Origin of the sequence: Shewanella sp. c952 (assembly GCF_019654975.1) — a bacterium.
In the GTDB taxonomy this organism is placed as follows: Bacteria; Pseudomonadota; Gammaproteobacteria; order Enterobacterales; family Shewanellaceae; genus Shewanella.
In genome coordinates this window covers 64,748-76,484 of the sequence record NZ_BPEW01000011.1, presented here as the reverse complement: position 1 = coordinate 76,484, position 11,737 = coordinate 64,748, and the positions used below count along the sequence as shown (strand labels likewise).

General features: G+C 42.4%; 11 protein-coding genes. 5 read left to right on the top strand and 6 right to left on the bottom strand.

Translation table 11 applies throughout. The features are described from left to right. Window positions 1-27: 27 nt before the first annotated feature. Window positions 28-2,934 (bottom strand): TonB-dependent receptor domain-containing protein, encoded by a 2,907-nt coding sequence (locus K5R16_RS09970; RefSeq protein WP_220737408.1) that lies wholly within the window; start codon window positions 2,932-2,934, stop codon window positions 28-30. A 626-nt stretch (window positions 2,935-3,560) separates the two neighbouring features. Between K5R16_RS09970 and K5R16_RS09965 the strand changes: the two genes are divergently transcribed. Next, a complete protein-coding gene (locus K5R16_RS09965; protein ID WP_259649826.1) occupies window positions 3,561-3,716 on the top strand; it encodes a hypothetical protein in 156 nt (51 codons plus the stop codon). 142 nt (window positions 3,717-3,858) lie between these two features. Then, window positions 3,859-4,791, top strand: coding sequence for a 4'-phosphopantetheinyl transferase superfamily protein (locus K5R16_RS09960; protein WP_374758391.1), 933 nt, complete (start codon window positions 3,859-3,861; stop codon window positions 4,789-4,791). A 65-nt stretch (window positions 4,792-4,856) separates the two neighbouring features. Here K5R16_RS09960 and K5R16_RS09955 read toward each other — a convergent pair whose 3' ends face one another. Beyond that, window positions 4,857-6,854 (bottom strand): alkyl/aryl-sulfatase, encoded by a 1,998-nt coding sequence (locus K5R16_RS09955; protein ID WP_220737407.1) that lies wholly within the window; start codon window positions 6,852-6,854, stop codon window positions 4,857-4,859. Window positions 6,855-7,004: 150 nt separating this feature from the next. Here K5R16_RS09955 and K5R16_RS09950 point away from each other — a divergent pair, with 150 nt between their 5' ends. Continuing rightward, a complete protein-coding gene (locus K5R16_RS09950; RefSeq protein ID WP_220737406.1) occupies window positions 7,005-7,919 on the top strand; it encodes a LysR family transcriptional regulator in 915 nt (304 codons plus the stop codon). Between the two features lie 45 nt (window positions 7,920-7,964). On the opposite strand, the gene queF is transcribed toward K5R16_RS09950, so the two are convergent. Then, window positions 7,965-8,822 carry an NADPH-dependent 7-cyano-7-deazaguanine reductase QueF gene (gene queF / locus K5R16_RS09945; RefSeq protein ID WP_220737405.1) on the bottom strand — a complete coding sequence of 286 codons (858 nt, stop codon included), beginning with the start codon at window positions 8,820-8,822 and terminating at the stop codon, window positions 7,965-7,967. A gap of 59 nt (window positions 8,823-8,881) precedes the next feature. Between queF and syd the strand changes: the two genes are divergently transcribed. After that, a complete protein-coding gene (gene syd, locus K5R16_RS09940; RefSeq protein WP_220737404.1) occupies window positions 8,882-9,529 on the top strand; it encodes a SecY-interacting protein in 648 nt (215 codons plus the stop codon). A gap of 61 nt (window positions 9,530-9,590) precedes the next feature. On the opposite strand, the gene K5R16_RS09935 is transcribed toward syd, so the two are convergent. After that, on the bottom strand, window positions 9,591-10,364 hold the full coding sequence (locus tag K5R16_RS09935) for a Zn-ribbon-containing protein (RefSeq protein ID WP_220737403.1): 774 nt from the start codon (window positions 10,362-10,364) through the stop codon (window positions 9,591-9,593). 5 nt (window positions 10,365-10,369) lie between these two features. Continuing rightward, a complete protein-coding gene (locus K5R16_RS09930) occupies window positions 10,370-10,720 on the bottom strand; it encodes a hypothetical protein (RefSeq protein ID WP_220737402.1) in 351 nt (116 codons plus the stop codon). Window positions 10,721-10,868: 148 nt separating this feature from the next. Between K5R16_RS09930 and K5R16_RS09925 the strand changes: the two genes are divergently transcribed. After that, window positions 10,869-11,240 carry a DUF3192 domain-containing protein gene (locus K5R16_RS09925; RefSeq protein ID WP_374758389.1) on the top strand — a complete coding sequence of 124 codons (372 nt, stop codon included), beginning with the start codon at window positions 10,869-10,871 and terminating at the stop codon, window positions 11,238-11,240. 17 nt (window positions 11,241-11,257) lie between these two features. On the opposite strand, the gene K5R16_RS09920 is transcribed toward K5R16_RS09925, so the two are convergent. Continuing rightward, entirely contained in the window at window positions 11,258-11,488 is a 231-nt protein-coding gene (locus tag K5R16_RS09920) for a DUF2789 domain-containing protein (RefSeq protein WP_220737401.1), read from the bottom strand. Window positions 11,489-11,737: the final 249 nt, after the last annotated feature.

Genomic DNA, 11,737 nt, shown 5'->3' with positions numbered 1-11,737 from the left:
ATTTTAGATATTTACTTTATTGCAAGGTTACATCATTACTTTAAGACCAAAGAATGCGCGACGACCAACTAGGTCATACATTGCATTAGCTGTGTACCCTGGAGGTAGGGCGTCAAACAAGTTACGCACACCACCATTAATCATTACATTTTCAGAGATATAGTAAGTCGCACTTAGATCGTGAGTTGTCATAGAACCGATAGTTCCTGGTGATAGATCTTCTAGAGAACCACCATTTTCAGACACATCATAAGTCACAACATTATCAATATAACGAGTATTCCAACTTACAGTTAGATCGTCTAGACGATAATCCATACCGAAGCGGAATTGCAGCTCAGGGTCGCCAACTTCACCTTTTTCATCATTTACTTCATCAGGGCGATTTTGGAACTCAAGGCGCTCTAATTTAAGTAGTTGGTTAGCAAGAAGGTTAAAGCGGAACTCACCTGGCATATCGAAAGTAGCAAGGTCTAGTTCATAAGCACCTTGGAACTCAATACCACTAGTGTAAATTGCCGCTGCGTTTAGGTAACCAGAACGAACAAGTTCGATGTCAAAGGTTGTCGGGTTACGATCAACTTGACCACAGAAGTCTGGGTCTGGAGCGCCAGTTGCATCAACACAGTTATCAGCAACTGTCTGTGTAAGTACAGAGATGATGGCATCTTCAATTTCAATGTCATAATAATCGACAGTAAATGAAAGACTATCAGCAAATGTAGGTGTCCAGACTATACCAGCAGTGTATGACGTTGATGACTCTGGCTTAAGGTCAGGGTTACCACCAGAGATGGTGTCAACACTTACGTTATCATTAGCTTGGAATCCAGGTGGCATACCTAGTGCAGCACAGTTTGCAGGGCGATCTGGATCGTCATTAATGTTATCTGCATCACATGGATCAGAAACTCGACCGAAGCCTGGTGAGCGAGGGCTGAATGCTTCAGCAATGTTTGGTGCACGAACAGCTTCACCAATCGTACCACGGATAGAAACTTGCTCTAATGGCGCATAAAACATACCTACTTTCCATGCTTCTGTTTTACCAGCATGTGAATAGTCTGCTTTACGGTAAGCACCGTCTAAACTAAATTCATGTGCAAAAGGTAGATCTTTAAGAATAGGTAAGTTCAATTCGACAAAGTATTCGCTAACATCATATTCGCCGTATGAATCTGGTGTTGGGGCGTTAGTTAGGAAGCCCGCTTTGGTGAATTCATCAGTTGTTGAACCTGATGTTTCTTCACGGTATTCAAAACCAACTACCATAGCTACTGGACCACCTTGAAGCTCAAATAACTCTTCAGAGTCACCAGCTAAAGTACCACCGATCACTTGTTGAGTAATTTTATCTTCACGAGTTACATCAGCAGAGACCCAGTCGCGCGCTTCAGCAGAAGCTTGGCCTAGGCCGAAAGGGTTGTACGCGACACAGTCGCCGCCATTAACTGATGCAGGGTCAGTATAATCATCACCTTGTGCACTTGGTACTTGTGAACGACATGCAGCTAAACCAGTATCAGGATCGATAACCGAGTCAAGTGCAGCAACAAAATTATCTGGAATTAGGTCATTTAGCGTCTTACGACGGTTATTTGTTTCACCATATATATAGTAAAGGTCGTAATCGAAAATAGACTCGCTTATCTCGAAGCCACCTTTGAAACCACCGACATAACGGAAAAGTTCACGACTGTTTTCTGCAGAGCGGTTACCTAGCTCATCGAAGAACTTAGCAAATGTTGCATCAGTTTGACCACCAGCTAATAACGATTGGCGTAAGTCTTCATTCAAGAATGCATTATCTTGAACGTTGATGCTTACGTTACCAAAACGGAATGATGGTTGGAATTGTTGTTTAATATCTGACTTTACATATCTAAAATCAGTATAGAATTGAATCTCATCGGTAAAGTCGTAGTTAAACGTAGAGCCGACGTTGATTCTTTCTACTGCTGGAATATAGTTTTCATAAGCTTCGCCATCGAAACAAGTATCACAGCCGTCAGGGAAATTACCAAATGCAAAACTGTTGCTACCATCTCGTTCTGCTTGGGCAATAGGGTTACCGTTTTGGTCAAATGTTGAGCGACCAATGCCGGCACCAAACGCATTGATAACACCGGTATCATTGATCATTTCTGAATAAACGCGTGGAACACGAAGTCTATCTGGAATACCGTCTTCTTCACCACCATTTTCTGGGTTTGCGATTGTTCCCCATGCATCGAACTGACGGATTTCCGTAGACATCACTTCTTTTGTTCGCTCATAACCAGCGTAGAAAGTTACATTACCACGTCCATCGGCAACGTTTGCACCACCCAGTACATCAAAAGAATGATCCTGAGTGCCAACACCTTCAAGTGAACCGCTTGTGCGTGCATTGAACTCAAAGCCTTCAAAATTGTCTTTAAGAATAATGTTTATCACACCTGATACAGCATCAGAACCGTAAATTGCTGATGCACCACCAGTAACAATTTCTATTCGTGAGACCATACTTGTAGGGATTGTTGATAAATCAACTTGAGCTGAACCGGGCTCACCAGCCACATGACGCTTACCGTTAACTAATACTAATGTTCTGTTCGCGCCCAGTCGACGTAAATCTGCAGAACTAACACCAGCACTTTCGTTACTATTATTGTTACCAATGATGGTATTTGTTGCACCAATTGAAGGCAGTTCCGCCAAGACACTTGCAATGTCTGAATTACCAAATTTGGCTAATTCTTCTGCAGAAAGGCTAACAACAGGAGCTGGTTGAGTAAGTTCAGCTTTTGCTATTCGAGATCCGGTAACTGCAACTCTTTCTATTTGTTCTTCTGTTGTTTCTTCTTCAGCAAAAGCAGGCATTGCCAGTGAGGCTGTTAAGCCTACTGATATAGCCAGTTTTACTGAGCTTGCTAGTTTAGAGTTCAAAAACATAATAATTCCCTTAAATAAAGCGTTGATACAAATTGCAACAACACGTTAACCGCTTGGTCTCTTTTTGTAATACTTTGGTTGGTAATTGGCAATGTATTAGTGAAATATATTAATGTTGCTGGTGGTTTTATTGTTTGCCATCTGGCCTCTTGATGGTGTTTTGTGCTGTATAATATGTTTTTGTTGGTCTTTAGTTTCGCGATGTTTGTCGAGGTGGGAATTATATTATTTGTATACGATATTAAGTATGCGGTTTTTCGTACTGTATCTATCTGTTTTGTTAGTGTTTTTAATTGTTTGACTTTAAAGCTGATACTTTTAGTGTGTTTTTTTGTGGGAGATAATTATATTGTACTAATTCTTTTACGTAGTGATTTATACTTTTTTGACTGGCTGGTTGAAATTGGCTTGTTTGATGGGATTTTAAGCGGTTGACGGCTGTATGTAATCGCTTGAATTAACATGTTGCTAACGGCGTTAGCGTTTTCGTTCTGCTATTTAATGAGAGTCATAGCTTTTAAAAAAGTTCACTAAAAAAATAAATTATAAAGATGATGTTTAATTAGAGTAGGCAAAATCGTAAAAAAAATCACCTTTGCTACTCAGGAGAAAATCGACTATTCAGGGTGGAGGTTGGTATGGAGGCGCCGCTGGCAAATGTAGGAGACTATTCAACTCGGCTTAAGTCAATGACCGGTGGAGATGGACTATTCTCAATGAGTTTTAGCCGTTATGACATTATTCCCGACAAAGCGTATAAGGAGTTGCAGTTAACGAACTAACTATGGGTGATTTGTTAGTACATTTTGAAATTTCAGAGGGCCAAATACTGAATAATTCAGTTGGCTCCTCTGTTGTTTTGTAGCAAAAGAGGCCACAATAAGTGTAATAAGCCACTGTTTCGAGTTCGCCTTGCCACTGCTAATCTCTTCGTCATCGAGTATCAAACTCTATTTTTGCCCGCTATTGCCATCGTCTCTGGACGATAAAGTGGCGATAACTATTCGTTCGTGGTTACCTCAAGACGAGATTAATAAAGTGGATCGCTATATCCAGCCATCAGCTCAAGTGCAGGGGTTAATGGTGCGCGGCTATTTACGGGCTATATTATCGCAGCATGGCACACTTAAACCAAACGAATGGCAATTTGAATACGGTGAAAAGGGCAAGCCGCGTTTAACGCCGGCGCAATTTGCACTCAGTGGTATCGATTTTAATTTAAGCCATAGTGGCGACTGGTTGTTGCTGGCTATTTACCAGCAACCGCTGGGGATGCTGCCGTTGGAGCTGGGTGTTGATATAGAGCGTTGCCGCAGTCGCACCAATATTGATTCCATACTAAATCATTACTTTTCTGAGCCAGAAACCGCGGCGCTGCTTGCACTACCTTGTGAGCTGCAACGTGATCGATTTTTTGATCTTTGGGCACTGAAAGAGTCCTATATTAAAGCCAAGGGCTTAGGCTTAGCGTTGTCGTTAAAATCATTTGGGTTTGATCTCTCTGTTATGAAGCAAAGCACTTTAATTTTGCAGTCGAGCGAAAATACGCCGCCAGAGTTACAACAAACAGGCTTTACTGAGCAGATGCTGTTTAAGCAGCAAGTTGGTTTGCAACTTTTTGCAGAGCAAGAATCAAAGAGTGATAACAAGGAACTTGGCGCTGATAAGCCTACGGGTGTGACTCATCCTAACGTCATGTCAGCGAGTGAAGCTGATACTTGGCACTGCGCTTTAGGTCATTTGAATGACGAATACCGCTTTGCGATTAGTATAGATGGACAGGCTATTGCCGCAGACTCTATTGAGTATCAGGCGCAGATGAGCAGTATTAACACATTGGTTTTAGCTTATTCATAACCAGCAACAATAGAAAAGGGACGCATAGAGCGTCCCTTTGTTCGTGCTAGCTTATGGTTAAGCGTTTATGATTTTGGTGTTGGAACTATTTCAAATGCTGGATCAAACTCCACCATACTGCCTGCTATCTTGCTAAAGGCTGTTTTGTCGCCAGTAATTTTAGCATCACCCGATGCTAGCAAGGCTTTAAGAGTAGTCTTCCCGAGTAAAATTTGGGTAACGTCAGCCTTGTTAACAATAAGATTAGCGTCTGCAGTTTGCTCATTGTCAACCAGATTGTTGCTCAAGTTGCCGTTACTAAGCTCAATGTAGAGCACTTGTTTGGTATCTGGCGTGATGATGTTCATTTTCACTAAGCCGTGCTTAGCGGCTTGCTGGCTATCGATTTTGACGGCCAAAAAGTCGAACAAGGTTGGCATATCCATTTCACTGATCACATCAGCCGAAGCGGTTTTAGGCGCGCCTTTCTGAATACCAACGCGCAATTCTTGTGCGCCAGTTAAGTAGATATTTCTCCAGCCTGCACCTTCTGATTGATAGCCTAGCTGCTCATAGGTATCAGCCAATAGTTGCCGCGCGGTATCGTTACTCGGATCTGCCATTACGACTTTGTTTAGCGCTGTAGCGACAAAGCGATACTCACCCTGAGCAAAGTCTGCTTTAGCGCGCTTTAAAGCCTCATCGGCACCACCCATGTATTCGACAAATTTAGCTGATTCGAGCTTTGTCGGTAATGGGTTTAAGTTAGCTGGGTTCATATCGAAATAACCCAAGTATTTGTTATAAACCGCCTTGGCATTATGACTATAGGTGCCGTGATAACCATTGGTATGCCAAGCCTTGTATACGGTTTCTGGAATAGTGTCTTGAATTGCATCACCAATGTCTTGGATCCCTACGCCATTATTAGCCAACCTAAGAGTTTGGTTGTGAACCAAACCATAGTTGTCACGTTGCAGACGCAAGAACTGGTTAATATCCTTATTGCCCCAAACTGGCGCTGAATGAGAGGCAAACAGTATTTCAACATCAGTGCCAAAAGCACCGATCATCTCGTTGATATCCTTCGACCATTTTAACGCGTCACGTACTTTTGCGCCGCGTAGCGTGTAAATATTGTGCATTCCCTGATATGTCAGTTCACCGGTCCAAAGTGCCTTTTTAGACGGAATATAAGTGATCATTTCTGATTCAGCTTCGGTGCCTGAGGCATCCATAAACACCATTTCTAGGCCATCGATTTCAATGGTTTCCCATTTTCCTTTACCGTTTAAGGTGTAATCTGGAGCCACATAAGTGATCTCGCCTTTTGAGAGACCTTTACCGAGAGCAGCATCAACAATTCCGTGGTTATGCTTACCTAACGTAGCACCATATTGATAAGCTGCACGGCGGCTCATAGCATTACCAGCAAGCACGTTTTCATCAACTATCTCTTTAGTGATGTTGTGTGAGCCATAGACTTTGACGTCAGGGAACATCTCTTGAATACCACGGGCACCACCAAAGTGATCGGCGTGGCTGTGAGAGTAAATCATTGCTACAACCGGCAAGTCGCTGCCTTCAGGTAGGTTTTTAAGTGCAAAGCTAAGAGATGCTTTTGAGGCTTCCTTTGTGAGCAACACATCGTAGGCGATCCAGCCTGTTTTACCCTTTATTAAGGTTAAGTTGGATAAGTCTGTGCCACGTACTTGATAGATCCCATCAGACACTTTGTATAAGCCATTTGGCACCATATTTAGCTGCGCTTGGCGATAAAGTGATGGGTTAACCGAATCGGGTGTTTGCTCGCTGATAAAAGCAAACTCAGCCCTAAGTATATCGGCAGTCGCTTGATCAAACTTTGCAACAAGGTTTTTTGAGGATTGCTCAAAAGCCTTGGTGTCAGCAAAGTTAAGCGTTTCAGCAATAGCTTGGTTATGCTCTGCTGTGTGCTGGGTCGCGCCCTTGCCTTCATAGTGAACGGTAATGTGATCGTGTTCATGCTGAGCGGCGATAGTCGTCGATGAAAAACCTAGTGTGACAGTGCTTATAATGGCAAGAGCAAGGGTTGAAAGTTTCATGGTGTTTCCTCAAAAAGGGCTCTAAACATGATTTGAGCTAGAACCGAGTCAATACAAATTGAATTGAGGCTAGTGTAGATCGCTTGTATTATTTAGTAATTATAGCTAGATTGTAATTTAGTATTCACTGTGTAAATAGTATTGAGCCCAATGCCGCAAACTAACCAATTTGACCTGAATCTATTTCCGGTATTTCTTGCTGTGTATCGCTGTGGTTCATTTAGCCGAGCTGCCGAACAACTCGACTTAACGCAATCTTCGGTGAGTAATGCGATAAGCCGTTTGAAAAAACAGCTTGGCGATGAACTGTTTATTCGGGTCGGTCGTGGGGTGGAGGCGACTTCTGCTGGGCATAACTTGTATCATCAGCTAGATAGTCACTTTAATGCTATTGATGATGTAGTCGCTGCGATGGATCGATTTGACCCTAAACGGCACTCACGACAGTTTCAGGTGTATGCCAATGAAGTCATCATGCAGCTATTACAATCGCCAATCGATAAATTAACCGCTGGGCTTGCAGTCGACATTGTTTTTAAGGAGCCGCCGTCGAATGAGGAGCTACTTCAGTCAGACCTGCAATTTGAACGAGTCGATCTGGCGATAGATGTCATGAGCCAAATACCATCTTCATTAAGTCTTAGCCCGTTAATGCGTGATAAATTGGTATGTGTCGCGAGAAAAGATCACCCGAGAATACAAGATAAGTTGAGCTCTGAAGCGTACTTCTCTGAGAAGCATGTGGTGTTTAAGATGCGCCGTTCAAATCTTGCTATTACCGAGCTGTATAGTGAAACGGTTCTACCGCAACGTAAAACCTATAGTGAGCAATCTTCGCTATTAAGTATGTTGGCGACGACATCTAAAACTGATGCTATCTCCGTGGGATCTTCTCGTTACCTTAAAGAATATGCGCAGCTATTTAATTTGGTGCAATATCCGCTACCTTTTGAAACAAGGCCGATCGAATATCATTTGATTTGGAGTAAAAAGCTGCAGCGAAATAGTGCTAATGCTTGGTTACGAGAGCAGTTAACAGAACTTGTCCAAACATTAGAGCTATAAAAAAACCGAGGTCAAAATAAAGCTCGGTTTTTGTTTAGAGACAATTTACTGTCTGGCTAGACGATGATTGTCGGCAGGGTTTTCAAAATCACTGCGATAGGGGTTGATATCTAAGCCGCCACGGCGAGTATATCGTGCGTAAACCGTTAGCTTTGCACATTGGCAGAAATGTTTCAGATCAACAAAAATTCGCTCGACGCACTGCTCATGAAACTCATTGTGCTGCCTAAATGAGATCAAGTAGCGCAGTAGTTTTTCTCGATCAATTTTAGGTCCTTGATAACGGATCATTACCGTGCCCCAATCGGGTTGAGAGGTGATTAGGCAGTTTGACTTAAGCAGGTTGGAGGTCAGTGTCTCAGCGACCATCACTTTTTCATCAACACTGTCGACTAAATAGTCAGGATTAAAACGATAGTCATCGACTTCAATATCGAGATCATCAATACAGGTTCCTGGCAGGTCAACAATACGTTGGTGGCTAAATTGCTTAGGCTCGATGACTTTAACACTGACATCACCCTGTGCACATTCACATAGATCGCGGCTCAAGGTCGCTTGAACGGCTTTTACATCATCAAATTTAGTTTGATTGAAGCTGTTTAAATACAACTTAAATGACTTTGATTCAATTAAGTTAGCGCTTTGGTAATCCAAACTGAACTCTGCAATAGCGACCATTGGCTTGCCTTTGGCATTTAACCAAGAAAGCTCGTAGCCAGTCCAAATATCACAGCCATGAAAGGGTAAATCATCAGTAAGGCCAATAGCATCACGGTTTAATTTACGCGGCACACCCTGCAGCAAAGATGCATCATACTGCTCTTGATAGCCAGTCGACTTCCCTAATGTAAGTTGTGAAAGTTCGGGTGCGTCACTATAGGGATCATGATGTTTTGTCATCAATACGGTTTCCATGTCAAAATAGACCCTTATTATAACTGATTTTGGGATCGGCTTAAGTGTCTTCTTTACCTGCTCTGGATATTTTTTTAAACGACTATCAACACGCTTACCTCGATATATTAGGTGAGCATCCTCGTTACTATGCGCAGCAACAGGCGTCAGAGTGTATTGTGGGTGATGTTGACGTTGAAACAGAAGAGGCGCTGCAGTGGAAGAGCGTTGTTCGAGTCGATACCGGACGATTTGATAATGTTGAGCATGCGCTAGAGCTGTCTTTACATGACGATATTAATGCCTTTTATGGCTCTCATTTTGCCGCATCACTGATGTTTGACTCACAGTGGGGCACTGGTGAGCTGCTGCAAGCTTGGAGTCAAAGTGATTTTGAGCATCTGCAGCAAAATGTGATTGGCCACTTGATGATGAAAAAGAAGCTTAAGCAGGATCCTACTTGGTTTATCGGTGTGTTTGATGATGAAGACAAGATGATCACGGTAAATAATAGTGATGGTAGTGTATGGGTAGAAATTGCAGGCCAAGCTCAAAGTGTTAAGCTAGCGGACTCTTTAAATAGCTTTATCAGCGAGATTAGCCCGCGTGTCACTCCACCGGTTAAACTGGTGGAGGAAGTGATACCTGCCTATGATCATCCAGGGATCTGGCAGCGAATGAAGATTATGTGGCGTAATTTGCTGGGTAAGTAATCCCTTGCTTCAATAAAAAAGCCTGAATAACGTGTTTATTCAGGCTTTTTATTGAATGTTATTACAGATGATCCCAAGAGATATTCGATACGATGCGGCATGTGTCGCAGCGAAAATGGAACATATCCAATAATGGCTCATCAAGCAGCCATTGATTACTGCCACATTTTGGACAACAACGTTTTTTCTCATTGGCGAGACTTTCACCGCCAACGCGATAGAGATAATAGTAAGTTGGGATCTTGGTTAGATACTCAACTCTGCCGCGCAGATCCCAGCCTCGTCTAAACAGATCGCTCTGATGGCTCGTTAACTCTTCTAGTGCTGCGAATTCTGCTTTTGTCGCTGCTGCCATCTGTAGTTCATCACATGCTTGCCACTCGGTCTGCCAGCGGATCATGCGTTTATGATCGCCATTGGCTGTGGCCGGTATTTGATAAAGTGGTATAGGCTGCAGTGTGTCGCCATTTCTCAGCGGTGAGCACATATGCACGTAGCTGGTATAAAGTAGCTGCCAGCTTGGCGTTTCTTGGCTTGAAACCTCTGAATTAATATCCTGACCAACATACTTTTCACGTGGGGCCAGTAATTTAGCATCAGTGAGTTCCGTGAGTGTTTTTTCAACCCATGGACTGTTAAAACGTTTAGCAAGACTGCTTTTCTCCGGGGTTAACAAGCGAGCTTTAAACTCACCTTCATTAAAGGCAACAGCAAATTCACGGCCAAGTATTTGACCATTAGCGCGGTAAGCCTCTAGTAACCCATTAATTGCTTTTTCTGCTGCTGTGATAGTGGTGTTGTCAAAACATTCAAATCTTAATTCAACGACGTGCATTATCTTTATTTCTCACTGTTTTTTTTGGCTGCCGATTCAAGTATGGTCAATCTTTGCGTTACAGCTTTTAGCTCTTTCTTAAGTAGCACAAGCTCTTGCTCCAATTTTTCCACTCTATGTTGATCGTCAACTGATTGCTGCTGCAGATTTTCTTGTGCGGCAGCATTGATTTGCGCTGTTGTTTTGATACTGGCTTTGTCAGCATCACTCATCGATTTGTACTGTTGTAGACCTTGGATCAAGGTTGGCATCGCAACGCTGATCCCTAATTTGGTTTTTATTAACGCTAGAGTAGGGTTTTTACCTGCATCGCTAAGCTGTTTTGCGGCGTAGAGTACTTGGTCTAGTGGGCTCATCGTTGGTGAAATTCCTTACTCTTGATAGTCTATTTAGTTTAAAGGATAAACATGAATTAGCTAAATCCCATTAAAACATGAACTTAACTATTGGCACACTGTTTGCTTATTGAAGTTTATAAAATCAAAATAAATACAGGAAGTTAAAGTGAGAAAAAAACTACTAAGTTTAGCGTTTTTTGGGATTGCAAGCATAGGGCTAACTGGCTGTGTGATCAATGTTGGTGATGGTGAATCAGATTGGGATAACAATGGTTCTTGGCAAAAAACACAAGAAACTAACCGTGGCAATCTAGCTAAGATCTCCTTGGGTATGTCTAAAGATCAAGTGACCACGCTTATGGGCACAGCAGATTTTAATGAAGCCTATATTCAGCAAGATAAAGAAGTACATGTACTATTTTACCGAACTCAACGTTTAAAAGGTGACGGTAAAACGACTAAAGACGAATGTACTCCTGTCGTCATTAGTAATAACGCAGTCGTCGGCTGGGGTGAGATGGCTTACAGCAAAATTTAAGCGTTACTCCCGCCAAATTACTTTCTTAATAAGGTGTCCAGATGGTCAATAACATCAGACCACTGGGCATCTTCTGCCAATGCTTCTGCCAAAAAATGTCGTTGTGATTCGCTCCAAAAGCCAGCTTGTTGAATAAGCAGCCCCTCTGATAATTGATGCTTTCTAACAAATCCCTCAATGGAATTAGCATCACTTTGTAAACCTAATTGCTGAAATAAATGTTCAAGATCCCCCTGGGTGGTATCCATGCCGTTATCTCCGCTGAAAAGTGCTTGGCTATAGTATGGCTCAAACCTCATATATCTGCTGTTTCTAATCGCTGCATTACGAGCTTTTCACTTTGCGAGCTAAACATCATCGCTCAAGCCTTGCCCTAAAAGCATTGAATACGAACAAAAACTAAGCTCAAAAGGTCTACAGTCCTAGTCACAGTTTTATCACGAAAAGCTAAAGTATTAGCGCTAAAGAGCGGCTGCTATTGTTTGCTTTGATTAATA